The 26059-nt window shown below is 60.1% G+C and carries 28 protein-coding genes; 14 read left to right on the top strand and 14 right to left on the bottom strand.

The window, feature by feature from the left end; translation table 11 throughout:
* Positions 1–7: 7 nt before the first annotated feature.
* From Q8O29_RS05440 to Q8O29_RS05425, 4 genes are all read right to left on the bottom strand, one after another.
* Entirely contained in the window at positions 8–430 is a 423-nt protein-coding gene (locus Q8O29_RS05440; protein ID WP_305561042.1) for a type II toxin-antitoxin system VapC family toxin, read from the bottom strand.
* A complete protein-coding gene (locus tag Q8O29_RS05435) occupies positions 427–666 on the bottom strand; it encodes a plasmid stability protein (protein WP_305561041.1) in 240 nt (79 codons plus the stop codon). Before Q8O29_RS05435 ends, Q8O29_RS05440 begins: the two co-directional genes overlap by 4 nt.
* A gap of 67 nt (positions 667–733) precedes the next feature.
* Positions 734–2902 carry a catalase gene (locus Q8O29_RS05430; RefSeq protein ID WP_305561040.1) on the bottom strand — a complete coding sequence of 723 codons (2169 nt, stop codon included), beginning with the start codon at positions 2900–2902 and terminating at the stop codon, positions 734–736.
* Positions 2903–2993: 91 nt separating this feature from the next.
* Positions 2994–3251, bottom strand: a complete 258-nt coding sequence (locus tag Q8O29_RS05425; protein WP_305561039.1) for a hypothetical protein — start codon at positions 3249–3251, stop codon at positions 2994–2996.
* A 320-nt stretch (positions 3252–3571) separates the two neighbouring features.
* Between Q8O29_RS05425 and Q8O29_RS05420 the strand changes: the two genes are divergently transcribed.
* Genes Q8O29_RS05420 through Q8O29_RS05410 form a run of 3 tightly spaced genes read left to right on the top strand, consistent with a single transcriptional unit; the run spans position 3572 to position 4678 of the window.
* Entirely contained in the window at positions 3572–3982 is a 411-nt protein-coding gene (locus tag Q8O29_RS05420) for a response regulator (protein ID WP_305561038.1), read from the top strand.
* Between the two features lie 60 nt (positions 3983–4042).
* Positions 4043–4342 carry a hypothetical protein gene (locus Q8O29_RS05415; protein WP_305561037.1) on the top strand — a complete coding sequence of 100 codons (300 nt, stop codon included), beginning with the start codon at positions 4043–4045 and terminating at the stop codon, positions 4340–4342.
* A 39-nt stretch (positions 4343–4381) separates the two neighbouring features.
* Positions 4382–4678: a hypothetical protein gene (locus Q8O29_RS05410; RefSeq protein ID WP_305561036.1), complete on the top strand. Its 297-nt coding sequence runs from the start codon at positions 4382–4384 to the stop codon at positions 4676–4678.
* Here Q8O29_RS05410 and Q8O29_RS05405 read toward each other — a convergent pair.
* Both Q8O29_RS05405 and Q8O29_RS05400 read right to left on the bottom strand, forming a co-directional pair.
* The gene (locus Q8O29_RS05405; protein ID WP_305561035.1) at positions 4627–5544 is read right to left on the bottom strand and encodes a hypothetical protein; all 918 of its coding nucleotides are present in this window, start codon (positions 5542–5544) and stop codon (positions 4627–4629) included. The two genes, Q8O29_RS05410 and Q8O29_RS05405, sit on opposite strands and share 52 nt — an antisense overlap.
* Before the next feature lie 324 nt (positions 5545–5868).
* Entirely contained in the window at positions 5869–6891 is a 1023-nt protein-coding gene (locus Q8O29_RS05400; RefSeq protein ID WP_305561034.1) for a DNA-binding protein, read from the bottom strand.
* A gap of 289 nt (positions 6892–7180) precedes the next feature.
* Here Q8O29_RS05400 and Q8O29_RS05395 point away from each other — a divergent pair, with 289 nt between their 5' ends.
* Both Q8O29_RS05395 and Q8O29_RS05390 read left to right on the top strand, forming a co-directional pair.
* Positions 7181–7564, top strand: coding sequence for a type II toxin-antitoxin system RelE/ParE family toxin (locus Q8O29_RS05395; protein ID WP_293596053.1), 384 nt, complete (start codon positions 7181–7183; stop codon positions 7562–7564).
* Positions 7561–7890 carry a helix-turn-helix domain-containing protein gene (locus Q8O29_RS05390; RefSeq protein ID WP_305561033.1) on the top strand — a complete coding sequence of 110 codons (330 nt, stop codon included), beginning with the start codon at positions 7561–7563 and terminating at the stop codon, positions 7888–7890. Before Q8O29_RS05395 ends, Q8O29_RS05390 begins: the two co-directional genes overlap by 4 nt.
* 81 nt (positions 7891–7971) lie before the next feature.
* On the opposite strand, the gene Q8O29_RS05385 is transcribed toward Q8O29_RS05390, so the two are convergent.
* Positions 7972–8256: a hypothetical protein gene (locus tag Q8O29_RS05385; RefSeq protein WP_305561032.1), complete on the bottom strand. Its 285-nt coding sequence runs from the start codon at positions 8254–8256 to the stop codon at positions 7972–7974.
* Positions 8257–8338: 82 nt separating this feature from the next.
* Here Q8O29_RS05385 and Q8O29_RS05380 point away from each other — a divergent pair, with 82 nt between their 5' ends.
* Positions 8339–9475: a sensor histidine kinase KdpD gene (locus Q8O29_RS05380; protein ID WP_305561031.1), complete on the top strand. Its 1137-nt coding sequence runs from the start codon at positions 8339–8341 to the stop codon at positions 9473–9475.
* A gap of 435 nt (positions 9476–9910) precedes the next feature.
* Here Q8O29_RS05380 and Q8O29_RS05375 read toward each other — a convergent pair whose 3' ends face one another.
* The 7 genes from Q8O29_RS05375 to Q8O29_RS05345 all read right to left on the bottom strand — a co-directional run bounded on the left by Q8O29_RS05375 (position 9911) and on the right by Q8O29_RS05345 (position 18511).
* Positions 9911–12100, bottom strand: a complete 2190-nt coding sequence (locus Q8O29_RS05375) for a TonB-dependent siderophore receptor (protein WP_305561030.1) — start codon at positions 12098–12100, stop codon at positions 9911–9913.
* Positions 12101–12160: 60 nt separating this feature from the next.
* Positions 12161–13627 carry an ABC transporter permease subunit gene (locus Q8O29_RS05370; RefSeq protein WP_305561029.1) on the bottom strand — a complete coding sequence of 489 codons (1467 nt, stop codon included), beginning with the start codon at positions 13625–13627 and terminating at the stop codon, positions 12161–12163.
* A gap of 11 nt (positions 13628–13638) precedes the next feature.
* On the bottom strand, positions 13639–15036 hold the full coding sequence (locus tag Q8O29_RS05365; RefSeq protein WP_305561028.1) for an ABC transporter permease subunit: 1398 nt from the start codon (positions 15034–15036) through the stop codon (positions 13639–13641).
* 2 nt (positions 15037–15038) lie between these two features.
* Positions 15039–15743 carry an ABC transporter ATP-binding protein gene (locus Q8O29_RS05360; protein ID WP_305561027.1) on the bottom strand — a complete coding sequence of 235 codons (705 nt, stop codon included), beginning with the start codon at positions 15741–15743 and terminating at the stop codon, positions 15039–15041.
* 123 nt (positions 15744–15866) lie between these two features.
* Positions 15867–16364 (bottom strand): hypothetical protein, encoded by a 498-nt coding sequence (locus tag Q8O29_RS05355; protein ID WP_305561026.1) that lies wholly within the window; start codon positions 16362–16364, stop codon positions 15867–15869.
* Entirely contained in the window at positions 16361–16843 is a 483-nt protein-coding gene (locus tag Q8O29_RS05350) for a Fur family transcriptional regulator (RefSeq protein WP_305561025.1), read from the bottom strand. The genes Q8O29_RS05355 and Q8O29_RS05350 overlap by 4 nt, the downstream gene beginning before the upstream one ends.
* A 42-nt stretch (positions 16844–16885) precedes the next feature.
* Positions 16886–18511, bottom strand: a complete 1626-nt coding sequence (locus Q8O29_RS05345) for a PepSY-associated TM helix domain-containing protein (protein ID WP_305561024.1) — start codon at positions 18509–18511, stop codon at positions 16886–16888.
* Positions 18512–18731: 220 nt separating this feature from the next.
* Between Q8O29_RS05345 and Q8O29_RS05340 the strand changes: the two genes are divergently transcribed.
* From Q8O29_RS05340 to Q8O29_RS05305, 8 genes are all read left to right on the top strand, one after another.
* Complete coding sequence (locus tag Q8O29_RS05340) at positions 18732–19478, top strand: ZIP family metal transporter (protein ID WP_305561023.1); 747 nt, start codon at positions 18732–18734, stop codon at positions 19476–19478.
* A gap of 27 nt (positions 19479–19505) precedes the next feature.
* The gene (locus tag Q8O29_RS05335) at positions 19506–20738 is read left to right on the top strand and encodes a GTP-binding protein (RefSeq protein ID WP_305561022.1); all 1233 of its coding nucleotides are present in this window, start codon (positions 19506–19508) and stop codon (positions 20736–20738) included.
* 295 nt (positions 20739–21033) lie between these two features.
* A complete protein-coding gene (locus Q8O29_RS05330) occupies positions 21034–21594 on the top strand; it encodes a carbonate dehydratase (protein ID WP_305561021.1) in 561 nt (186 codons plus the stop codon).
* 20 nt (positions 21595–21614) lie between these two features.
* Positions 21615–22628: a GTP-binding protein gene (locus Q8O29_RS05325; protein WP_305561020.1), complete on the top strand. Its 1014-nt coding sequence runs from the start codon at positions 21615–21617 to the stop codon at positions 22626–22628.
* 106 nt (positions 22629–22734) lie between these two features.
* The gene (locus tag Q8O29_RS05320) at positions 22735–23448 is read left to right on the top strand and encodes an energy transducer TonB (RefSeq protein WP_305561019.1); all 714 of its coding nucleotides are present in this window, start codon (positions 22735–22737) and stop codon (positions 23446–23448) included.
* Positions 23449–23451: 3 nt separating this feature from the next.
* Positions 23452–24165: a MotA/TolQ/ExbB proton channel family protein gene (locus Q8O29_RS05315; protein WP_305561018.1), complete on the top strand. Its 714-nt coding sequence runs from the start codon at positions 23452–23454 to the stop codon at positions 24163–24165.
* Between the two features lie 25 nt (positions 24166–24190).
* On the top strand, positions 24191–24607 hold the full coding sequence (locus tag Q8O29_RS05310) for a biopolymer transporter ExbD (protein WP_305561017.1): 417 nt from the start codon (positions 24191–24193) through the stop codon (positions 24605–24607).
* A 149-nt stretch (positions 24608–24756) separates the two neighbouring features.
* Positions 24757–26052, top strand: coding sequence for a site-specific integrase (locus Q8O29_RS05305; RefSeq protein ID WP_305561016.1), 1296 nt, complete (start codon positions 24757–24759; stop codon positions 26050–26052).
* The last annotated feature ends 7 nt before the right edge of the window (positions 26053–26059 follow it).

Raw genomic sequence — 26059 nt, 5'->3', positions numbered from 1 at the left:
AGCCCTTTTATCCCAATTCCCAAGGGTTGATAACAGTTACCCCTGCGGCAATAAATGGCGTGGTATCTCTTGTGGCAACTGTAAATCCGTGGGCAGTTGCGATGGCGGCGATCTGGGCGTCCGCTACGGAGATCAAGCATCCAGTGGCCCGCGCGCGCCTGACCAAGGGCGCGTATGCCAACGCTGCCTGATGGTCAAACGCCAGGACGCGTGATCCGAACAGGATGTCAATCAATTCGCTCAGCGCAGCGTCAAGCCCCTTTTTACGTTTGCCTTCCGGCAAGATTTCAATACCCACCAGCAACTCGGAAAGGCTGGTCGACGTCAGGAAAAGAGTCTCTGCCACCTGGTTGTCGAGCCAAGCCTGAACGACGGGATTACCGCTAGGCTTCATCGGCTCGGACACCACGTTAGTGTCGAGAATAATCATTCAAATGCCGCTGGTTCGGTGGGTTTTTGATCGCGGAGGATTTGAAGGTCTAACCCGCCAACTCGCTTGCCAAAAGCGGCCAGCGCCGTGCCGACCTGCAGGCGTTTTTTGGGGCGTACTTCTTCTTCCAAAATGGCTCGGATTTCAGCTTCGGTGCTGCGCCCGTGTCGCGACGCTCGCACCTTCAAGGCGCGATGCGTCTCTTCGGGTAGATTCCGTACGGTAACAACTGCCATTTGACAGCACTCCTATAAAACGAAGTCAATGATAGCGTTTTTTAGGATTGACATCAACTACTTGGCATCAAGCAGGCACGGCGCCCACATTGAGCCGGTCCCAATGCCGGTGCGCGGCGATGGACGAGATGAAGGCCTGGCCGATCTGCCCATCGGCCGTCTTGCGCGCGTCGGCCAGCAACACGCCTGTTGTCGGCTCCATCACCTGGTTGCCATTGCCTTCCAGCGCAAAACCCAGAGTGCCCAGCAACTGCACACCTTCATTGAGAGCGCAGAGGGTCTTGCAATGTTTGTAGGACTCCAGAATAAAGTGAACCGCATCGCCAAGCTGCGACAGGGTCGCCACGCTGGCTTCGCCGCCGGGCACCAGCACGGCATCGAACATCACTGAGGACGCATTGGCAAAGGTGTGGTCCACCGCAAGTTGTTTGCCCGAAGACGTTTTGACGGCGCCAAGCTGCGGCGCGATCAGTTTGCAGACTGCACCCGCGTCCACCAGTTCCTGCTGCAGGCGCTTGAAGGTTAGCAAATCCACGCCGTCCGCCACCAGGATCGCAACTTTGCGCGTTTTGATGCCATCCGATGGTTTAGCCATGCTCAGGGCCGCATCTTCCTCCACCGTGTTAACGATCCGGTACTCACGAAAGCCCAAGCGACCTGCGGCCGCCTTGGCATCCGGCGCATTGATACCCAGCGGCGCGGCTACCCGCGCTGCGAGTTTGGCGTCCACGTGCGCCAGGTTATCGACCATGCGCTGGCGGATTTCCGGCACCTCCACCTTGGACAACTCGAAGCGGAAGGCCGCGACGATATGGTCTTTTTCTGCCGGGCTCTGGCTGTTCCAGAACAGCGTGGCATGCGAGAAATGGTCGTCGAACGACGGGTTGCGGCGCCGTATTTTTGGCGATTCCAGCTGCTCGGGATAAGACTGGAAGCCTTGGGCGCCGCCGTCGACGCGGTATTCAGCGCCGGTAGCGAGCGTGTTGGGCTCATACGAGACCCGGCCCTTGTTGACCGTCTGGCGGTGCATGCCGTCACGCTGGAAGTTGTGGAAAGGGCAGACCGCCTTGTTGATCGGCAGCTCATGGAAATTGGCACCGCCCAGGCGTGAAATCTGCGTGTCGGTGTATGAAAACAAACGGCCCTGCAGCAGCGGGTCGTTCGAAAAATCAATGCCCGGCACCAGGTGACCGGGGTGAAAGGCCACCTGCTCGGTTTCCGCGAAGAAGTTGTCCGGGTTGCGATTGAGCACCATCTTGCCGATCAACTGAACAGGCACCACCGATTCGGGAATCAGCTTGGTCGGGTCCAGGATGTCAAAGCCGAGCTTGTCTTCCTTGCCTTCCTCGATGATCTGCACACCCAGTTCCCATTCAGGAAAGTTACCTTGGTCGATGGCTTCCCACAGATCGCGCCGGTGGAAGTCGGCATCCTTGCCGGCAATCTTCTGGGCTTCGTCCCAGGCCAGGCCATGAACGCCAAGCTTGGGTTTCCAGTGGAACTTCACGAAGTGCGACTCGCCGCGTGCATTGATGAAACGGAAGCTATGCACACCAAAACCTTCCATCATGCGGTAGCTGCGGGGCAGGGCGCGGTCCGACATGGCCCACATCAACATGTGGGTGGATTCGGGCATCAGCGACACAAAATCCCAGAAGGTGTCGTGCGCGCTGGCAGCCTGTGGCATCTCGTTGTGCGGCTCGGGCTTGACGGCATGAATCAGGTCCGGAAACTTGATGGCGTCCTGGATGAAAAACACCGGGATGTTGTTTCCCACCAGGTCGTAGTTGCCTTCGTTGGTATAAAACTTGACGGCGAAGCCGCGCACGTCGCGCACGGTGTCTGCCGAGCCGCGCGAGCCGGCGACTGTGGAAAAACGCACGAAGACAGGAATCTCGGCCTCCGGGTCCTGCAGAAAGCCCGCGCTGGTGTATTGCACCATCGGCTTGTAGACCTTGAAGTAGCCGTGAGCCGCCGTGCCGCGCGCATGGACGGCACGCTCGGGAATACGCTCGTGGTCGAAGTGGGTGATTTTTTCGCGGAGGATGAAGTCCTCCAACAGGGTCGGGCCGCGTACGCCGGCTTTCAGCGAGTTGTGGTTGTCGGGAATCTGCAAGCCCTGGTTGGTCGTCAGGTTGCCTGTCGCATCGGCAGTCGAAGCCAGTAGCTGTTTTTGTTTGTCCGTTCCGGGGGGCGTTTTGGGGGCGTTGGCGGGACTGCGCTTGGATTGCGACATGTGTGATTCCTTGAGATGTCTAAGAAGAAGTCCGGGGACTTTCGTCCGGACGGGGATGGCGCCGGCAACTTTGTCGTTGCCACATCGTGGTTCAATCGTCTTCGCAGTCCAGCAGCCGCGCCAGGCCTGTCACCACGGCGATGACCGCGAGGGCGGCTACGCCACCTCCGACCAACCATCCCGCCAGGGTTTGTACCGGCTCGGCAACGCCGTCTGGTGTGAGCGTTAAAAACGCGATCAGCATGGCAAAAGCCGCAGCGACGGACAGCCACAGAGCAACAAAGTGGCCCGGCTCAGCCTCGTGTTGAGCGGCACCCACGCCAGTGCGGGAGGAGGCTGCGAGTGTCATGAGGAGTCCTAGAAACTAGAAAAAAACGGGCACGCTGCAGAAAACTCAAGTGAAGTGTCGACCTTACGCACAAGCACTGGGCCGACTCGTAGCTGGCCAGCGGTAACCGGTGTAAGGGCTATCGCGACTGCTTGTAAGACCTGTCCCACGGAAAGAGGGCGCGCAGGCGTGCCCAAACGCGTGACGTAACAGCGCACGGCCTTCGCCTACAACAGCACGGTCGGCTTTCTCGCGTGCGCACCTTGTCTACGGTTTAAAGTTTGTAGGTCGCTCTGGCTTAAGCTGGCTCTGCGCACCAACGGATACAGGAGTAACAACTTATGCGGGCTTACATCGTTGAAGACAACGTGACCATTCGTGACAACCTGATAGGCACGCTGGAAGAGTTGGTCCCCATCAAAACCATCGGCATAGCCGAAACAGAAGACGAAGGCACACGTTGGCTGGCGCGTAATGACGCGCAATGGGACCTGGCCATCGTGGACCTGTTTTTAAAGGAAGGCAGCGGTCTGGGGGTTATCAAAGCCTGCCGCTATCGACACCCGAGCCAGAAGATGGTGGTTTTAAGCAACCACGCCACGCCGGAGATTCGCTGGCGCTGCGCCCAGCTGGGTGCGGATGCCGTCTTTGACAAGAGCACCGAAATTGATGATTTGCTGCTGTATTGCGCTGCTTTGGCCCGTCAGTTCGATGGTGCGGCCAATCGGCCGCAGCAGTTGTCCAAGACCTGAGCGCCAAGGCTCTTCAGGCGACCCGATATTTCTCAACCCTTGTCACTAGAAAGTAGCACCATGAGCACGCCCGCTTCAGAAATCCACGACACGCCTTTGGGGGCGCCTCCCCGGCCCTTGACCGAGGAGGTGTTGCAGTCCGCCGAAGAAGCGGTGCTGGCCAATCCCGCATCGGCAGATATCCTGCAGGGTGGTGAGCCCTTGCCAGAAGCTGCCGACCCGGCACCAGGCCGCGTTCGCTACGCAGACAGGCTGGCACGTCGCGTGGCAGAAAAGCCGGTGCAGTCAGCGCTGCTCGCGCTGGCCGCAGGCGCCTTGTTGGCTGCGCTGGTCAAGGCCGCGCTGAGCCGCCGCCACTGATGCCTTGGGCAACAATTTTCTTGAAAAACCCATGACGCCATGACCCCCATGTCACTTGCCAGCACGCCCGAACCCGGTACCCAGATCCCGCCGGAGATGCCGCCACCAGTCATGCCACCCATGCCGGGGCCTGGGAGTCCGCCAGAGATCATCGAGCCACCGTCCACTGAACCCACGATTCCGGTGCGGGAGCCGGGCAAGGTGACGCCGGTTCAGGCCAGAACGGATAGCGCCAGAGCGCGCAAACGGGTGGAGAAGATTCTGCGGAGACGGTCGAGCCACGGTCACGGCGTGGCCTGCTGGCGCTGGTACTCGCTGCGTTTCATGCTCAGGTAAGCCGTCCGGTCAATCTCCTGCAACTGGCGCGGATAACGCTCCGTTGCGTCAAACCAGTGCTGCAGCCGTTTTTCAAACTGCTGCGAGGCCGGCACCGCCAGCGACGCCAAGTAGGCGTCAATCGCCAGGTAATACCGCATGGTGTTGCGTTCCACCGCGCCGCGCATGCCGCCGACCGGTGCCTTCGCACCCCCGTTTTCGCTGGCTACTTCTGAAAAACCGATCTTGCTGCTGCCCACCGTGGCCATGTACGCCTGCATGGCCAATCGGCCGGTCATGCCGTAGCCGTAGGAGTAGCGCAGGTGCATGAAGGTCTTATCGCCCTCAATCGGCACGGCTTCGAGGTCAATGCGGTAGTTGTGGGTGCCCAGCGGACCTTTGGCCGCGTTGAGCCGCACCGCCAGATAGTCGGCTCGCGCTGCGGCTGGCGTGAAACTGAAGGTCAGGGCGTGCGCATCCTTGAGCTCCTGCGGCGTTTTTTTCCCAACGCTGACCGACAGTGCTGTCGGCCGGCTGTCCTTGTCGGCGCCGCAGTGTTTGGTGTTGAGGTGAAGAATCAGTACCTCGCACCAGTTGCCCGGGTCCTTGAAGGCAGCGAGCACGGTGGTGTACCGGTAGTTGATGACGGCATAGGCGCTACCGCTGACGGCCTTGGCCGACTCGGTCGAGTCCATCACCAGCGGACGCTGGAAGGGGTTGCGCGCAAGCTGGGGGCTCAAGGCGGTGTATTTGGCCTGCAAGGCAGCGCCCGATTCTGCGGCGCTGCCGGCCGGCGCCTGGGCATGAACAAGACCTGCGCCCAGGCCAGTGAGCAGGCAGGCTGACGCGGCCCAGCGGCTCAGTTTCAGAGTGTCGTGTGTAAGCATTGCTGCAGTTTGCCCGCCACGGAGATCAGCCAAGGCAGGAAGCTCCGTCGTCCTACATGCTTGGGCGAAAACAGGAAGGATGCTGGTGCGGTTGCGTCATCGCTACTATTTTTATAGCTAACCAAGACCACCAGTCATGGGCTCGGAGCTTATTTAATTCAGAACGCGCAGGGCGCTGACAGGTTGGATCCATGGACCGATAAGAGGGTCGGCAGGGATTCATGTAAAAACCCGCAGAAACAGGCTTAAGTCCCTGTCCCCGTTGGCTTTTTCGACTCCTTCTTCCCTTGTCGAACGGCCCCCTCAGCCGGGCTCGCAACCACATCAGGACGGACCAGTCGCCGGCGCACTAAAGCGCTCCAGCATGCTGGCCACCACCTGCTCTTGGGCCGTGACGGATGACCTAGCCGTCGCCAGCGCCACTTCCAGCTGCTGCTTTGCGGTCAGCAGCTCGTCGACCTTGGTCAGCAACTCCTTATTCGAGGTGCTGAGCTGCTGGACGGCACTGTCCTGCTCGACCAGGCGTCGGCCCAATTCCTCGGTACGCCTTTGCGCAAATCCCAGTTCATCCTTAAGCGGCCGCAGGCCCCGCACCTCTTCCTGGGCCTGGTGCAGATCGCCCTGGGCGCGCGACAAATCACCCAGCAAACGCGCGTTTTCCTGAAGGGTGCGGACAGCCTCTTGTTGCTTGGTGGCCAAGGTCTCGTTCACGGTGCGCAATTCGGCCTGCAGGTACTGCACCTGCTGCTCGTGTTTGCGCTGGTCCTGCTCGCGCTGCTCTTTGGTGGACTGCCGGAAATGCTCCAGCGCCTGGCGCGCATGCTGGTGCTTTTCTTCCAGGGATTGGCGATGGCGTTCTTCGGCCGCGAGGCGCTCTTGCAGGTCAACCACCTGCTGGGCGAGCTGCGTGCATTCCAGGGTCTTGCTGTTCAGCGTTTCGCTGGTTTTGCCGTGAGCGGTCTTTTCTTCCGCCAGCGTCCTCTGGTTTTGCTCCAGTTGCTGGCGGGTGGACTGCGCCTCGGTTTTCAGGGCTGCGGTGGCTTGCTGGTGCTGCGTGAGTTGCTCGGCGTGCCTGGCCTGCGCCGTGGTGACCCGTTCTTCCGCTTCCTCGTTGACGCGGGCGGCCAGACGGCCCACCAGGTCCTGGATCGCCTCGCTGACGGCCACCCGGCTGCCAGTGGCCGGCCCCTCCTCTTCCTCGATCTCCTTCAGGTAGCGATGGATCGTGCTTTTGGAGCCGGTGCCCAGCTCTTCGCGCACCGCATCGATGGACGGATTGCGCCCCGTGGCCAGCAATTTATTGCGGGCACGCAGCACTTCAGACTTGTAGATACCGGCTCTGGCCATGGTTCACCTCGTTATTTCGTACTATAGTATGTACCATGATATTACATACTATTTATGAGGTCAAGAAATTATGAATATAGAAATATCTAACATTGGGTAATAGTAGATTATCGAATATGATGCTGTTTTAGGGCCGCTTCAGCCGTCGCGCCGGTATGGTGGGAGCCAAATACCCGTTTGGCGCCGTAAGCGCGCTTATGTGCCCACGCGGAAAAAATCGCAATGCCGCTAAAAGTTCGGCCCTGGGGTGAGTTGACGAGAATATGCCCAAACAGGCATAATTAAGGCGATGTCGAAGCAAGCCCGCAAGCCTATCAAATGGGTCAGTTCCGCCAAGCGCGACCTCGATGGGATGCCGGAGGATGTCAAAGACGTTTTTGGCCATGCCATCGACCTGGCCCAGGCTGGCGGCAAGCACCAGGATGCCAAGGTCATGACAGGTTTCGGTTCGGCCGGCGTGCTGGAGGTGGTTGAGGATCACCAGGGCGACACCTACCGGGCCGTCTACACCGTCAAGTTCGCCGGCTGGGTCTATGTCCTGCACTGCTTCCAGAAGAAGTCTAAAAGCGGCATCGCCACGCCGAAGCCGGACCTGGACTTGATCAACACCCGCCTGAAGGCCGCGAAACAGGATTTCGAAGTTTGGCAGGCACAGCAAGGAGCACGCAAATGAATGAGCACAGCGAAATCACCATCGAAGAAGGCAGCACCAATGTCTACGCCGACCTGGGTTACACCGACGCGGCCGAGATGCAGCGCAAGTCCCAGCTGGCTGGCGAGATAGCCCGTGCAATCAAGGCGCGCCGCCTCACGCAGGAAGATGCGGCTGCACTGCTGGGCATTGATCAGTCCAAGGTGTCGCGTATCACGCGTGGCCAGTTCCGTGGTGTCAGCGAAGCCAAGCTGCTGGAGCTGGTAGCCAGGCTGGGGCATGACGTGAAGATCGTGGTCGGCCCGGTGCGCCGCCGCGCCGGAAAAATCGAGCTGCAGTTTGCCTGAACGCCCCACCGACCCCACACCCTGTGCAATGGACTCGGGAGTGGCCGTTCTAAGCAAAGGCAAGGTCTGGAGCGCCTTCTCTCATGTCGCTTCGTCCTTCTTGACCACAAGGCCAGCGGCCCACATCTGGTGCTGCAACGCCTTCAGATCCACACCGAGTTTGCCCATGACCTCATCGCGGTTCAACTGCCCTGACGCGTAAAGATCCAGGATTTGGAGGCGTTCATAGTCCCAGCTACCAAATTCCCGGCCCACCGGAGCCACGTCCAGCCAGGCCTGTTCCTCTGCTGATCTCCATAGCTGTTCGCCATGGAAGCGGTGGTGAAACAGTGTGTAAATCCGGCGCTTTCTCTTTCGGGTATTCATGGCAACTTTCAAATGAATGAAACAACTGGGTTCGTTAGCGCACAGTCCTGACCTCATTGCAGGCGTATATTGACTGTTACCTATGCTCTATCAATTCATATTTCGCAACCGACAAGAGCTGGTCAACAGGTGTCTCGCCAAAGTGGCGGAACGATCTGAGATCACGACCGACAAACCAAACTCCCGCTACGGGATATCCGTCTTCATAGACCAACTGATTAAAACTCTGGAGGTTGAACAAACTTCGGCGTCACTGCAAAGTAGGTCAGTGTCCGGGCCTGCCGGCGGCCCTTCAGAATATCCGGAAATTGGCGAATCAGCCACGCAGCACGGAAGAGAGCTATCCGAGCTTGGTTTTACGATTGAGCAAGTGGTTCACGACTATGGTGACTTGTGCCAGGCCATCACGGATCTAGCCCACGAGTTCAAAGAGCCCATTGAGACTGACGAATTTCGCACGCTCAACCGCTGCCTGGACAACGCGATTGCGGACGCGGTCACCGAATTTACCTATCAGCGCAGGCTTCTTCGCGATGGCAGAGAAGATCAGGCGCTGAATCTGCGGTTGGGCTTTCTGGCCCACGAAATGCGAAATCATATCAATTCGATCACGCACGCCATTGGCGCCATCAAATCTGGCCAAGTGGGTTTTGGCGGAGCAACGGGCAAGATGCTGGATAAGACCCTGATCAGCTTGCGCGGCATGGCCGACCGCACCCTGACCGACGTACGTTTAACCGCGGGCATACCCGTCAACCAGCAAGTGATTTTTATTGCCGATTTTGTCGCTGAAGTCAAAGCATCAGCGAAGTTGGAGGCGCAATCCAGGGGATGTGAGTTCTCCAGCTCTGTGGTTGGCCTCAGACTCGCGATCAAGGCCGATCGTGATCTGCTTTTCTCTGCTGTAGGAAACCTGCTGCAAAACTCTTTTAAGTTCACGCAGCCAGGCACCAAGGTGCTGTTGACCGTCTATGCCGACGGCGACAATATTCGTTTTGATGTGCAGGATCAGAGCGGAGGCCTGCCACCCGGCAATATCGAAGACTTGTTTATCCCATTCAAGCAGAGCGGGACCGACAAATCGGGTTCGGGCCTAGGTTTGTCGATTTGTCGCCGTAGCGTCGAGGCCAATGACGGTGTGTTGAGCGTGCGAGACCTGCCCGGATCGGGAAGCATCTTTTCCATTAGCCTGCCGCGGCACCTGCCGTCACTGCATTAACTAAAGCGGCTGCAAGAAGCTGGTCGCCTCAGCGGAAGGCCGACTCCTGCCTTCACTGATCAGTTCACGGTGAAGTTGGTCCATAGCCTCCACACAATCCAAGATTGCCACGCGAACCCGTATGGCCGCCGTGTTGATCTTTGGCTAAGAGCGCGAAGGGCTGATTCACAGTGAGGACCAGCATAGCCTCAATAGCCCGGTACAGCAAACCCCAATCCCTTGCTGTGATCGGCGAAGACTTCTGCTCTATACTGGCACCCGCCTCCAGAAGGGGAAACCTTCTCCTTGCTGCAGGTACTTTTGGGCCTAACAGGATCGAAGGTATCCTAGTGGCATCAGTGCAATTTATCGTGTGAGCGCATCTACTCGCGGCATTTTGGAATGGTCGCAATTGACGAAGCACCGCAGCCCTCTGCAAGCGGTTACTGCGGCCAGTCAAAAGTCGAACTTCGCCGTCACTTCTACCGTGCGTCCGGGGGCCAGCAATACCTGGCTGGTCGAGCGGCCTCCATAGTTGGCATAGAGCTTGTCGGTCAGGTTACGCACACGCAGAGTAAGCAGCGCAGGCTTCATCCGGTAGCTCAGCCACGCGTCTGCTGTTGTGTAGCCGTTGATCTGGATAGTGTTTGCGGTGTCGGTGTACATCTTGCCGGTGCGGTTGACACTGCCGCCAAACTCCACCGGAAGCTGGTCCAGGCGATACGTAGCGAACAGGTTCATCACACGCTCGGGCACGTTGGTCGGCACATTGCCGACACGCGACACATTGCCGGCCTCGACCAGGGTGTCGAATTGCGCACGCAGCGCCGCCACATTGCCAGCCAGGGTGAGTTGGCGCGTAGGCCGCCAAGCCGCGGACAGCTCAATGCCGCGCGAAGACTGCTGACCGTTGTTGATGGTCACCGCCGGGTTGGCCGGATCGCGCGACAGCACGTTGCCCAGTTCGATCTGGTACAGCGCTGCCGTCCATTCAAACCGCTTTTCCGCCAGGCTTTGCTTGAAGCCGACCTCGACCTGCTTGCCGCGCGATAGCGGAAAAGCCGAGTTTGTTGCAGACAGCAGGAACAGAGAGCCGACCGGGGTCGCGGCATTGGTGTACTGGGCGTAAACCGTCGATTCCTTCGACAGGTCATACACCGCACCGGCCCGGACCGCGTTGCTGCCATAAGTCGTGCCAAAGCTGCTGAAAGTGTTAGCGTTGAGATCACGGATGCTGCGCTGGATGTTGATGCGGTCATGGCGCAGGCCGCCCACCAGGGTGAAGGCGTCCGTTAGCTTCAGGGCATCTTCCGCAAACACCGACGCGGTTTTGGTGTCGGAGGTGACATTTGTCCGGTTGCCCGCACCCGTCATCAAGGCCGGGTCGGAGTTGTAGACGCCGATGTTGGGGCTGAAAGCATTGACACGCAGCGCATTGTTGGTCGCCACGGATCCGTTGGAAAACCGGCGCATGCTGTCGAAGTCGCTTTTGCTGACTTCAGCGCCTATGGTGAAGCGGTTGGACAGGCCGCCTATTTTGCCCACATGGCTGGCGTCGAGGCGGTTGAAGATGGACTTCTGGTCGTGCGTGATCAGTGTCTGGTCGCGGTTGATCAGGTTGGGCGCCACGAAGACGGCAGACTCCGAACTGAGAAAGGTCCGGTCGGAAGAGTTGATTGACAACTCGTTGCGCAACGTCCACTGAGGTGAGAGTTGCGCAGTCAACTTGGCGCGCCACCACAAGGTCTCCGAAGAATTGTTCTGGTCGCTGACGTTGTAGTTGAGTCCGGTCAGGCGCCTGTCGATGACGCGGCCGTCCGGTGTGCTCACTACACCGGTTGGCTGGGTGGACAGCGCACCGGGAATTAGCGGCGTGCCGTAGTACACCTTGTTGTCATCGCGCAGGTAATCAAACGACAGGTCAAGTTTGAGCGCGCTGCTCAGGTCGAACGTGACCCCGCTGGTGAAATGGTCGAGCTTCTCGCCATTGTTGGCAATGCTGCGCACCTTGCTGTCGTTGTGGCTGAAGTCGAAGCGGTAAGCTCCACTCTCGCCGAGCGCTCCCCCCTTGCCCACCGCCGCGCGGTACGAGCCCCCGCTGCCATAGCTCAGCAGGGCCTCTGTCCCGGGGTTATTGCGGTCCGGCCGCTTGGTGATGAAGTTGATGGCGCCGCCAATGGCACCATCGCCATACAACACAGAGGCCGGACCCTTCAGGATTTCAATACGGTCGTAGTTCCAGGTGTCCTGCACCCGGTTAACGAAGCCGGCTCCCGATGAGCGCGTACCGTCGTACAAATAAGTCAGGGCCGTGAAGCCACGAGTCACGAGAGTGGTTGGTGCTGATGGTGGGCCGCCACCAGTGACGCCAGACGCACCGCGCAAGGCTTCCGAAAACGTGCGTGCCCCGCGCTCCTCCATCACCTCTTTCGACAGGATTTCCACCGAAGCAGGTGTCTCGCGAACGGTCAGGCCCAAACGCGAAGCGGTGCTGCTCGCCTCATCGAGCTTGATGGTGCCAACCTCGCGGTTCCCCTGCACCTGGATGGCGGGAAGCTGTTTGTCTTCAACGGCTTGCGCCAGAGTCGGCTGCGCAACGGCAGCAGCGGCCAGGGCCACAGCGGTGCGAATAAATACTTGGTTCATTTTCTTTTCCAGTTAAATTGAATGCTTTTGTTGAAATTTTTAGTGGCGGGTCGTGATTGTCTAAACCACGGCATAGCGCCGCAACCGCCAGCCGGCAACGCCCAAGAGCAACAAGGACGGCAGGATCAGCTGGAGCAATGACTGCAGCGCCTGCTTGCGCACCAGGTCGGCAGGCTCTTCTTTCCAGGCAAACTTGGGAATGCGCGCAAAGTCGGCCTCGGACATCGCAACGCCCCCGTCGATGCGCGGAAAGAAGAATGCTTTCCAGTCGCGGTGGTATTGCGCCATTTGGTCCATGAAAAGCGTGTGGCGCCGGCCCCCCGTGCCGGCCAGCGCCGTCATGGCTTCATAGGCAACAGCGGCAGGCGAGACCGCGCTGTAACGCGCTACCAGTTGCTGTTGTCTGGCCTGCTGGGCGTCGAAGCGGTCCAGCTCCGGCTGGATTTCATCGTCGGTCTGGCGCTGGATGGAAAAGTTTGCCAGCTGACGGCCACTCAGCTCGATCTTCCCGTCCTTGGGCAGCAACACCTCGGGCTTGTCCATGTAGCGGTAGTCGGCCGCCAGAAGCTTCTGGTAGCGGTTCATCGCCTCGATGGTCACCATGCGCGTGCGGGTAGCCAGCTCGGTGCGGGACGGCGCCGGGCTGGCGGCAGTGACCCCCAAGTTCAGCAACACCGGAACGATCAGCACCAGCATCACCCAGCCAATCACCAGCACCATGGCATTGGTAGCGGAGGATTTTCCGAACGCGTTTACGGCGACCACGAGGGCGAACCAGAAGAGTGCATAGGCTGCGACCAGCAACGCCCACCAGAAGGTGGCACCCGCTGCGCCCAATGCCTCCGGCCTAGCCAGCAGCAGCACGGCCACGGGCACCAGTGCCGCCATGCCCAGCAACACGGCAGCCCGAACGGCGACCTTGCCGAGCACCAGCGTTCGCAGCAACAGTGGCTGCGACACCAGCAGGCGCAGCGTGCCGCTTTCACGCTCGCCCGACAGCAGGTTGTAGCTGAGCGCAAAGATCAGAAGAGGCAGCAAATAGACAATGACGAAGGCCAGATCGAAATGGCCGCTCAACAAGTGCCAAGGGTTCTCGATGTCGTTGTTGTGGATGAAATGAATGCGGCTCTGGAACGTCACCTTGAACTGGCCCGGAAAAAGATCGGTCTGACCCAGCGCGATCGGCGCCAGCGGGCCACTGGGCAGAATTGCGTGCTGGGCACCGTAGCCACCGCCCATGTTCGCGGGGTCGGCCGGATTCTGGAAAGGCGCCGGCTTGACGCTGCCCTGCAAGATGCTGCCAAGCAGCGCCAACTGGCTGGCGCGGGTCTGCGCGTCGCTGGCGACGATGGCGGCCTGGGCCTGGTCGCGCAGCCGGGTTTGCAGCACGCCGTTGTAAAGCGCATACCCGATCAAGAGCAGGAACAGCGTGGCAACGATCCAGAGGCTGCGCTCGGCCAGCAGCAGCCGCAGCTCCTGGCGCATCACCATGGCCAGGCGCGCGGTTTGAGTTTGGGAAGTTTGCATGGTGTCAGCTCCTACAAGGCGCGCTGGCGCGTCACGGCGAACCAGGCAAATGCCAGCACAAGCAGAAAGCTGGCAGCCAGAACGGCCAGGCTGGGCCAGTTGCGCAGCAAGGCCCATTCAGGCTCACGTGCGTGATAGTCGAAAGGCGGCACCTTGGCCCACAGTTCCGGCCCCGCCTGGTAGGAAAAATGCTGGTTACCCAGCGGGTCGGCCTTGGCGACCAGGTCATCGCTCATCAGGTTCTGCACGACGCGGCGATGTTGTTCGGCGGCGGTGGTGAAATCGCGGTGGTGCTCAAAATCCGTTCCTGCCATCCCCATGGACCAGGCGCGCACCGCCAGCATCGGCAACACAATGCCGCTTAACTCCTGCATATGTTGCTGCTGCCCATAGGTATCCCAGAGCTTCCCGTAGTAACGATCCAGCACCGCATAACTGGCGTTGTCATCAATCTGCAGTGCCAGGCCCCACTTGTTCAGAGGCACATCGCTGCTCCAGCGTTTGGTGGTGCCAAAGGCTTCCTGCCAGACGCGGTCGGCTTCGGTTTTAAGGCCGGCGGAGAGTTCCTTGGTGAACTCCAGTTTGGTCGGGCTGGGATGCACGGCCCGCGAAAGTTCAGACATGACGCGCGGCGCGATGACCGTGTTGGCGATCCACAGCGCCAGCAGTACGGTGATGGCCACGCGAGACGTAGACGATGCCGCCGAGACGCCCAGCACCATGAAGACAAAGATGGCGAGGTACAGCGCATAGCCCAGCGCCACCGCGCCGAAGCGAAGCAGCGCGTGGCTGGCCTCTCCGGGATCTGCGCCGATCGCCACTGCAGCTCCTGCAAGCAGCGCGGCGGGAGCCAGCAGCACGCCTAGGCTTGCGGCCAGCGCCAATGCCTTGCCCCAGAGCAACTGCAGCGGCGACACGCCCAGACTCAAGGTCTGGCGCAAGATGCCCTGCTCGCGCTCGCCAGCGAAGGCGTTAAAGCCCAACACGATCACCAAAAGCGGCCCCAGCACCTGCAAAATCCAGCCAGCAGAGAGGTCGCCAAAGCGCTGCAAGCCGGTGGCGTCCTGCGCCGGTCGGAACTTGACTTCGCTCTGGCGGTGGGCCTGCAGCCAGAGCGTGCCGCCGATGTAGGGGTTGATGCCCGGATCGACGATGGCCAGCGCCGCTTCAGGCTTGAAGGCATGCGTGCCCTGGTGGGCCGCGTCGTGTGGATGGCGCTTATCCTGGGCCAGCCAATCCTTGTAGTCCAGCGCCTGGGCCACCTTCTGCTCGGCGCGCACCTCTTGCTGGCGACCGAAGCCGACCGCCAGCGCCACCAACAAAAGCACCAGCACTACGCCGCCCGCCCAATAGAGCCGCCCGTCGCGCGTGCGTTCCAGAAAATCCCTTGATGCAATGAGTGCGATCATGGTCAGTCCCTCATGTGCTGCAGGTACAGGGCCTGCAGGTCGGTGTCTGCGATCTGCGCGCTGTCCAGGCTGTCCACCAGCACACCTTTTTTCATGATGCCGATGCGGGTAGCCGTGTGCTTGGCGTGGAATAGGTCATGGGTGGTGGTGAGCACGGCGACGCCCTTATCTGCGGCCTTGCGCAACAGGGCTGAAAACTCGCTCGCGGCCTGCGGATCAAGGCCAGAGGTCGGCTCGTCCAGCAGCAAGGCCTTGGCGTCCTTGGCCAGCGCCACCGCGATCCAGATCTTTTGGCGCATGCCCTTGGAGTACGCGGACACGCGCTTCTCAGCCGCCTCCCGGCCCAGCCCGGCCTCATCCATCAGCTCCAGCAGCCGTGTGCGCGGCAGGCGATGGCCTAGTGCCAGCGCCGAAAAATATTCCAGATTTTCCAACCCGGACAGCACACCGTAGAGGTTGACCTGCTCCGGGATATACGCCACGTCCTGTTTGGTGGACAGCGGGTTTTCCGTCACGTCCTGCCCGTTGATGCGCACCTCTCCGGCGCTCGGCGCGATGAAGTTCAGGAACAGATTGATCGCGGTGGTTTTGCCGGCACCATTGGCGCCGAGCAGGGCATAAATATCGCCCGGCTGGATGTCGAGGTCGAGCCGGTCAAGCGCGGTCTGCGCGCCATAGTTCTTGGTCAGGCCAATGGCTTGAAGCATGGTGATCCTTGAAGGTCATGGGGGAAAAGGGGTGGCCACCGCCATCGGCAGCGCGCGAACGAATCACTGCATGCCAGCGAATAGGGCTGGCACACCGACAACGTGCGTAGAGCGGGAGGAGGTCTAGCGGAAAGGCGGCGCGCGCGCTTCGAATGGCGCTGCGGCCGCCGCCAGGCGGCAGGGAATGCCTGCTGCCGGCAACAGAACGCCGAGCACACCGGGCAAGGCCAGCGATGCAACGGCTATCATCAGGGCGCTGTGGCCCTGTTGGTCGAAAATTCGGCAGCTGTTGCTGCCTTCGTCATGACTGGCAAAAAGTGTTTCCAGTCCTGCCGAACCGTGGTCACCTGCTCCGCCTTGGTGTTCGTGCTCGTGCTCGTCTTCGTGGTGGTGCTGCAGTTCTGCAAATTGCGCACCCTGCCCGTGTGTCCCGTGCACCAACTGATGCATCAGTCCAAGCGACTGCGCAAATAGCACTGAAGCCAGCACCAGACCAAGCAGATAATGCGCGAGAGACGAGACGCGTTTTGCCCGCAAGCCCGCAAAACCAATATTCCTTCTACAACCGCTTGCTACGGCCATTGAGGGATATGAAGTCACTTTGCTTCGCAAAACCCTCACGATGCGCTCCTGGGCGCCGCGTCCGTCGCGCAACCAGCACAGCGTCCATGAACGGACACATCAATGGTGTGACCTTCATGCCCGGCAGCTTCCAGCACCTGGAGCACCTGGCGCGCAGCGTCGTTTAGTTTTTGGGAGTCGTCTGCCAAGCGAAACTGCCGATGACAATCGTCGCACTCAAAGCGCGGCGCCGGACCCCCCTCCTGGGACGAACGTACAAACCGCGAAACACGCTGTGCATCCACTGTCCGGCGCAACAGGCCAGCAGCGGCAAACCGGTCGAGCAACCGATACAAGGTCACACGGTTCACCTTCAAACCTTCTGCGGCCAACAACTGTTCAACTTGAGCGTGAGCCAACATGGCTTCATCCCCCCGCGCAAACAACCGCGCCAAAGCCAGCGTTGCCGCCGTACGGCGCAGCCCGGCAGACGCCAAAGCGGCGTCGACCCAAGCGTCGGCGTTAAAGGAATTGGACATTTAAAAAAACGGTGAGAGCAAAAAGACGCAAGGTATCCGGCATTAGCCGCGCTTTCGCAACCGAGTTGCAATTGTAAACAGCATCGTCTGCCGTATCAAACTTTTTCTCGTCAACCCCGTAGGTTTTGGCCCGGCATCAGGTGATGTGCTGGAGCGCTTGCGTTTTGCGGAGAACAGCACACGCCAGGCGATCACACAAGACGTAAAGCACAAGGCGGTGCCCAGCAGTGATAGCAGCACAATCAACGTGTCGCGCAGCCTAGGACGTGCGAGCAGGGGCGCAAAGTCAAAACTGTGCAGACCGTTGTAGAGAATCCTTTGCCAGCGGTTAGAAGTGTCGGCGCGTAGCAGCAGCCGCCCTGAGCCTGGGTCCGCATATATTCCCACGCCGTCAGCCCACTGCGCGCGCCAGACCGGGAGCGGGCGAGTGTACGGAGTGTTGTTAGTGATCTCGCGGGCGTAATACTGATCATCGTAGAAGTCGAGCCGTGTTAGTTGCATCGCGCCAGGACGTAGCGCCTGCATTGATGCGTGGACCACACTGTCTGGCAGCGCGGTCATAGCTTTCAAGTCTTCCGTGCCATCTGCGCGCAGCAGCAGATGGGATGCCTCGCCGCGCAGGCGATACCAGGCCTGCCCTCCCACTTGAAGGGAATCGATTTCTCGCACTTGCAAGCCCTGTGCTGCGGTTAGCGCCGCCGCCGGATCAAGCTGGGCCACGGCTCTTGCACCTACCCAGGCACTGCGCTCAGCCGGCAACGCAGCGCGCGCGGAAAAGACGCCGAATGGATTCATAGACAACAGGCCGGAGAACATCCATGTCAATGTAAAGATTGCCGCCACCAGCCCGCTGATGTGGTGCCAGCGCATCCAGAATTTTTGGTAGGGAATCCAGCGCGAACGGTTTAGATACAGATGCCAGACACCTAGCACTATGCCCGTCACTAAAAGAATGACACCCGAAATCGACAGCCAGACGATGAGGTTGTGCCAAGTCTTGGGATACTTGCGCAGTTCAGTGAAGTAAATCCAATGCGGCACTGCGCCAAGCCAATTCCAGAATCGCTCGGCGCGCCGCGTGTCGCGCACCACCTCGGCCGCGGCCGGCGAAACATACAACTCCAGCCCGCCAGGTCCGTCAAGTTCGACCCGCACCAGCGGCCGGTAGGGATCAAGGCCTTGCGGCACCGTCCACTGGTCGCGCTCTAAAACCTCAGTGTGAAGCGCTTTCTGGCCGCTAAATGCCTCTGCCAGAGCCGCCGCAGCCTCAACCGGCAGCGGCGGCAGCAACAGTCCGTTACGCGCATCGAGGGCGCGCCACTGCGGTCTACCGTCTGGCCCGCTCCCGTCAAGCACACGCCAGACTGGTAGACCGGCCTGCATGCCGAGCCGAGCTTCGCCGGCTGACAGGCCTGCCTGGCCAGCAGCCTGCGCGGCCGTCAGGCAACAGCCTGGCGGCAGCCGAAGCGCCGGCAATCCTGCAAGCCGCTCGACTTGGCTGAGCACGGGAAACGGCACGAAATACAACACCACCCCGCTGGCAAACCACATGAGGAGCAGCACTGCCAGTGCGACGCCTAGCCACTTGTGCAGAAAGATCAAGCTTTTGTGCAACATCCGTTTGGCGTTGATACGCACGGAGGGCAGCGAGCTGGTGGCTACCGACATGGTTGGCAAGATCGTTTTTTGACCATTTTTTGAATGTAGGTGATCTGTTGTAGCTGGCCCGCTAGAGCACTGAAGCAAAAAGGCTGCGCTTTGAGGCACTGGCTTGTTCACCGGACAGCGAAAAAAATTGGGAAATCTGTAACGCCACAAAGTTGCAGTAATATACCGATTTCGCAACACAGTTGCAATTGCAAAGCAACTGCGCCATCACCACTCTCCCATGACACTCTTCTTTATCTTGGTTGCAACTTTGGCCGCAGGCCTGCTTTCCGTGTTGCTGGCCGCCACTGTGGCATTAACCTGGCTGCCACGTTTTGCAGACAGGATGGTGGCCTTTGCGGTTGGGCTGTTGCTGACATTTGCGTTCACCGACCTGTTGCCTGAGGCCATGCACCTCGGCTTCGACCCTGCCCAGGCGGGGTTGGTGCTGCTAGGCGGGCTGCTGGCTTTCTTCATGCTGGAAAAAGTGGCGCTGTGGCGCCACGATCACCGCCACGCCCAGGGCCTTACAAGCCACGCGCCACGCGTGGCAATGATTGTGGTTGGCGACGGCCTCCACAATTTCGTTGACGGTGTCTTGATTGCTGCGGCTTTCCTCACCGATCCGGTGCTCGGTTGGACCACTGCACTAGCAGTGCTAGCTCACGAGATTCCTCAGGAGATGTCGGACTTCATGGTGCTGCTCAGCGCCGGCGTGACCAAACGCCGCTCCTTGCTGCTGAACGCGCTGTCTGGCATGGCGATGGTGGCAGGCGGCGTGGTGGGTTACGCCGCACTGCAACAGGCAGAGTCCGCCATTCCCTATGTGCTGGCGGTGTCTGCTGCCAGCTTTATCTATATCGCGGTGGCCGACTTGGTGCCGGAACTGCACCGCAAACGCCAACCTGCCGACTGGCTGAGCCAAGGCCTGTTGCTGACGCTAGGGCTATGCACGGTTTTGCTGATTGGCGAGCTCTTGCCGCATTGATCGACGCCAAGAAAAAAAGAAAACTCCATGACTCCCCATCGCCTTCCCGTCACTGTCTTGTCCGGCTTCCTGGGTGCCGGCAAGACCACTCTTCTCAACCATGTGCTGGCCAACCGTGAGGGCTTGCGCGTGGCCGTTATCGTCAACGACATGAGCGAAGTCAACATCGACGCCTCGCTGCTTGAGCGCGGCGCCGAAAACGCGGGTTCGGCCCTCTCGCGCACCGAAGAAAAAATGGTCGAAATGAGCAACGGCTGCATTTGCTGCACGCTGCGCGAAGACCTGCTGCTGGAGGTGCGCAAACTGGCGGCCGAAGGCCGCTTCGACTACCTGCTTATCGAATCGACCGGCATTGGCGAGCCTTTGCCCGTCGCCTCCACCTTCGACTTCACCGACGAGAATGGCGACTCGCTCAATGACTCGGCGCGCATCGACACCATGGTGACAGTGGTGGACGCCGCCAACCTGCTAGCCGACTATTCAAGCGCAGACCTGCTAGCGCAACGCGGCCAGGTGGCTGGCGACGAAGACAATCGTTCACTTGCCGCGCTGCTGGCTGAGCAGATCGAGTTTGCAGATGTGGTGGTAGTTAACAAGGCCGACCTCGTCAATGCCGAGCAACTGCTGGCGGTCATGGGCGCTGTGAAAGCGCTCAATCCTGTGGCAGAAATCATCGTCGCTCAGAAAGGCCAAGTCCCGCTCGAAAAAATTCTGGGCACCGGCAAATTCGACCTTGAAAAAGCCAGCGCCATGCCCGGTTGGGCGCGAGAGCTGGAGGGCAAACACACACCCGAAACCGAGGAGTACGGTATCAGCAGCTTTGTGCTCCGGTCACGCGAGCCTTTTCACCCAATGCGTTTTGCGGCGTTGGCAGAAGCAAAAATTCCAGGCCTGCTGCGCGCCAAAGGTTACGTCTGGCTGGCCAGCCGCCCGGACTGGGTGATCTCGTATTCGCGCGCGGGTACCCAGGCCACGGTAGAGCCGGTCGGCCAGTGGTGGGCGGCTTCTCCGCGTGACCGACTGCCGCCACTGGGGGGAGAGCAGCGCAAGGCGATTGACGCACGCTGGCAAGAACCCTGGGGAGACCGAATCAACGAGATCGTCTTTATCGGCACTAACATGAACCGCGTCGCCATTGAACAGGCAGTAAAAAATGCGCAGCTCAGCTTCACGGAAACCCGCAAGGGCAAAGCCCATTGGAAAACCCTGCATGACCCTTTTCCCTCCTGGACACGCACTGAAGAAGAGGTGCCAGCATGAGCGCCATCATTCCCGCCACGTACCGCGAATGGCGATATTGCGTCGAAGTCGAATGCGCTATCGGGTTGACGCCTGCGTATTTGGCCGACCTCTCACAGCCTTGCGCAAGACCGAAAGCGAGGAAGTCCGGCGCTTCGCTACGTTGTATGGAACAGATCATTGGCAGCGCGTTGTCGGCTGGTTCGAGCAAGCCGCCAGGGAGGCAAGCGATGTCAACTAAGCTTGTGAGCCATCCCAAAATTTCCGTCGCGCAGGTGTACGGCCACACGGCGAATCCCACTGTTTTGTAGCACACATGATCCGAAGAAATCCCAGCGGCGATTTACCGCAGGTGCACGAGAGCGCCTTCATTGACCCCACCGCAATCCTGTGCGGAAAAATCATCGTGGAAGAAAACATATTCATCGGCCCCTACGCCGTGATACGCGCCGATGAAGTGGACGCTCAGGGGGAGATGCAGCCGATTCGCATCGGTCCCCACTCAACTATCCAGGACGGTGTAGTCATCCACTCCAAATCAGGAGCCGCTGTGACGATGGGCCAGCGAACCTCGATCGCCCATCGGGCCATCGTGCACGGACCCTGCACCGTCGGCCATGGAGTCTTTATTGGGTTCAACAGCGTATTGTTCAACTGCACTGTGGCCACGGGGTGCGTGGTGCGCCACAACGCGGTGCTCGACGGATGCCACCTGCCGCCCAGTTTCCACGTACCTTCAAGCGAACGCATCGGCCCACAGACTGATTTGTCCACCATTGCCAAAGTCACGGCACAGGCTTCCGAATTTTCCGAAGACGTGGCACGCACCAACAACACACTGGTGCAAGGCTACAAGCGCATCCAGAACCAATTTTGAGAAAAAAAGGAATCAGTGTCATGACGTCTCCAAATCCCGCCTCATCGGCCCAATCTTCAGGGCTAGTTCCCGTCACCATCCTGACGGGATTCCTGGGCAGCGGCAAAACCACGCTGCTCAACCACATCCTCAAAGCAAAGCACGGCCACAAGATCGCCGTGATCGAAAATGAGTTCGGTGAGGCCGGCATCGACAACGAATTGCTGGTGCAGGACAGCGATGAACAAATCGTCGAGATGAACAACGGCTGCATCTGCTGCACGGTGCGCGGGGACCTGGTGCGCATTCTGGGCGAGCTGGCCGACAAGAGGAAAAGCGGCAAACTTAGTTTCGATCACATCGTGATTGAAACCACGGGTTTGGCCGACCCGGCACCTGTGGCGCAAACCTTTTTTGTCGATGACAAGGTCATGCAAAACTACCTGCTGGATGCGATTGTCACCCTGGTCGATGCCAAACACGCGCCGAAGCAACTTGACGAACACCACGAAGCGCAGGAACAAGTGGGTTTTGCCGATCGCGTGCTGCTGACCAAGACCGATCTTGTTGATGCGAGTGATGTGCAGGCCTTGCGGCAGCGCCTGGCCCGCATGAACCCGCGGGCAAAAATCGGCGAGTCCAAAAACGGCGTGGCAGCAGTCGATGACCTGCTGGATATCCGCGGTTTTAACCTAAATGCCATTCTGGACATCGAACCCGACTTCCTGAACGACGTTTCGCACGAGCACGATGACGATGTCACCTCTTTTGTTTTTCGGGAAGATCAACCGCTGGATCTGGAAAAACTCGAAGACATGCTCGGGGGCATGGTGCAGGTTTATGGCGCGCAGATGATGCGTTACAAGGGCATTCTCAACGTCGCGAATGACCCAAACTGCATTGTTTTTCAGGGTGTGCACATGCTGATGGGAGCCGACACCGGCCCAGCCTGGAAGCCAAATGAGCAGCGCACTTCAAAAATGGTATTCATCGGCAGGGATTTGCCCAAGGACTTACTGCTCAAAGGACTGGCGCAATGCATCGCGGAGGCGTGAAGAGCTTAGGCAGGAGCAGGTCAACCGTTCATCGGCGGCGGGGGGATGAATATTTACAGAAGCTTATTGCAAATGCGGCGGGTGTGCGAACAGCCCCCAGATTCTCATGAAGGCTCTATCCCCTCCGACCTCGACCACGTCCTTCACTGCCGAGACCACAGTGACTAAACCCTTCAACCGCAATCTCGTGATCGCCGCCAGCGTGGTGGTCTTTCACGTGGCAGTGCTGTGGGCCATGCAAAACGGCCTGCTGCGCCGCGCGGCTGAGATCGTGGTACCGGCGGAAATCCTGACCCGCATCATCGAAATCGAGCCGCCCAAGGTGGCGCCGCCCCCTCCACCACCGCCGCCCAAAGCGGCACCCAAGGTGCCCCGGCCGCCGCCCATGCCGGTGGCCGTGCGCGAGCCGGTGCCGACACCGGCGCCGAATGCGCCCACTGGGGTGGTCGAACCGCAGCCGCCTGCGCCACCCGTCCCCGCGCCGCCTGCGCCTGCGCCCGCACCCCCGGCTCCACCCGCGCCGCCGCGTCTGGTCGAAGTGACCCAGGGCGAGACCGAGTACATCCGTGCGCCGCGGGTGGTTTATCCGTCGCTGAGCAAGCGCAGCGGTGAAGCCGGCGTGGTGGTGATCGCCGTGTATTACAACGCCGCCGGCCGCGCCGTGCGCGCCAGTGTGTTCAAGTCCAGCGGCTTCGAGCGTCTGGACCGCGCCGCCTATGAGGCCGTGATGGGTTCGCAGGTCACCCCTTTCCGCCGCGCCGGTACCGATGGCAACACCGAGTACCTGCTGAAGGCCCCGATTAATTTTGTTCTGGAGTAATAAATGAATTCACAATTTGGCCTGATGAACGTCTGGACGCAGGGCGATTTCGTCACCAAAGCGGTGGCGGTCCTGCTGATCGGCATGTCGCTGGCGTCCTGGATGGTCATCATCATCAAGACGCTGGACGTTCTCAAATACAAAAAGATCGCGCGCGGTGCGGAGGACTTCTGGCACAGCGAGGACTTCGCCGCCGGCCTGGCCAAGCTGGGCAGCGACCCGGCCAATCCTTTCCGCCAGCTCGCCATCGAAGGCCGCGAGGCCACCGCCCACCACCGCAATACCAAGGCGCACCTGCATGATGCGCTAGATGTCAGCGACTGGGTCACGCGCAGCCTGCGTAACACCATCGACGAGTTCACCTCGCGCCTGCAGTCGGGCCTGGCGATCCTAGCCTCGGTCGGCTCGACCGCGCCCTTCATCGGCCTGTTCGGCACGGTCTGGGGCATTTACCACGCGCTGCTGGCCATAGGCACGGCCGGCCAGGCGACCATCGACAAGGTGGCCGGCCCGATCGGCGAGGCGCTGATCATGACCGCGCTGGGCCTGGCCGTGGCGATTCCGGCCGTGCTCGGATACAACGCGCTGGTGCGCGGCAACAAGGGCGTATTGCAAAAGCTCAACCGCTTCGCGCATGACCTGCATGCCTACTTTGTCACCGGTGCCCGCGTCAGTAACGGCGCCCAGGCCAAAGTTGTTCCGATGAAAAAAGCCTGACACCGAAACTGAACAGGACCTCACCATGGCTTTTGGAACACAGGACGACACCGACGATGTCATGAACGAGATCAACATGACGCCTTTGGTGGACGTGATGCTGGTCTTGCTGATCATCTTCATCATCACCGTGCCGGTGATGAAACACGCGGTCAACATCGACTTGCCGCGCGCGACCAACGAGGCGCAGGACACCAAGCCCGAAACCGTGCGCCTGACGGTGGACGCCCAGGGCACCTACTACATCAACGAAGCACCGATAGAAGACAGGGAACTGGCCCCACGCATGCAGGCGGCCGCTGCGCAGAACCCGCAGCCCGAGTTGCACATCCGCGGCGACAAGGCCGTGCGTTATGAACGTGTGGCCCAGGCCATGGCGGCGGCCCAAGTCTCCGGACTGCGCAAGATTGGCTTTATTACCGAGCCTGACACCACTCCATGATTCCGCGCCTATACCGCGGCGTATGACACGCAAGATTGTCTTCAGGGCCGTGCCAAATCATGTAATCTCGCTCAAAGTCTCTACCTCCCCGCAGATGTCAAATATCTTCACCTTGAGGCTGTTTGAGAAAAGCACGCCCAAACAATGACATGAACCGTCTTGCCCAATATATTGAGGCGGCCGAGCGCGACAACACGCGCCGGAGTTACGCATCCGCCATTCGCCATTTCGAGATCGAGTGGAAAGGCCTGCTGCCTTCCACCGCTGACGCCATCTCCCGCTATTTGGCCGACCATGCGAGCTCACTGGCCATCAACACCCTTCGCCAGAGGCTGGCAGCGCTGTCCCGTTGGCATACTGACCAAGGTTTTGCAGACCCTACCAAGTCGCCCTTGGTGCGCCAAGTCCTCAAAGGCATTCGCTCAATTCACGCGGTGCCAGAAAAGCGCGCGCGGCCCCTGGAACTGGCGATGCTCCAGCAGGTCGACCAGTGGCTCGATGCCGCCATCGGCAACGCCCAACGCTCCGGCGACCGGCCGGCCTTACTGCGCCATACACGCGACCGCAGCTTGATGCTGCTGGGGTTTTGGCGCGGCTTTCGCTCCGATGAACTCGTCAACCTGCGCGTTGAAAACACCGAAGTCACCCCCGGCCAGGGTATGGCCTGCTACCTGGGCCGCAGCAAAGGCGACAGGCAGCTGCAGGGCCGGATCTACCATTGCCCAGCCTTGTCCCGTCTGTGTCCCGTGACCGCCTTCAATGCGTGGGTCAGCCTGGCCGGTTTGACCGAGGGTCCGGTGTTCCGCAAGATCGACCGTTGGGGCCATGTCGCCGACGAAAGCCTGCATGCCAACAGCCTGATTCCCTTGCTGCGGAGCCTGTTCGCCGAAGCCGGTGTCGAGTCGCCCGAGGACTACAGCAGCCACTCCATGCGCCGCGGCTTTGCCGGCTGGGCCCGCGCCAGCGGCTGGGACATCAAGGAGCTGATGGAATACGTCGGCTGGAAGGACGTCAAATCGGCCATGCGCTACCTGGATGCGACGGACGCTAGCCTGCAAGCCCGCTTCGAGCAGGGCCTGCCAGCCCTGGCTCCGGCAGTTTCGCAGCCACCGCCGCCTTTGTTGCTGCTGACCGAACAGGCCGAAGGGACGACGACCGTGGCGGTCCTGCGCGTCACGATGGTGCTGGCCCGCTTCAGCAAGCAGTCGCGCGGCCTGGCCCGCGGCCACCGGCTGATCGAACAGACCTGCTTCGAGCGTTTTGCCATGCAACGCCTGAACACCGAGGGCACGCTCTACGAGCTGGCGGTTCCCTACCTGTCCCGCGACTTGCTGGACGAGGTGATCGCCACGCTGCTGGATGATATGTACCGCATCGCCGAGGACAACCAGTGCCTGCTGGAAACCTCGTTTCACGAACCCGCCACCGACACCTATTGGGATTGAGGCGATG

Source organism: Polaromonas sp., assembly GCF_030689685.1.
Lineage (GTDB): Bacteria > Pseudomonadota > Gammaproteobacteria > Burkholderiales > Burkholderiaceae_C > Polaromonas.
Note: the sequence above shows the minus strand (reverse complement) of the source record. Positions and strands in the feature narration are given on the sequence as shown.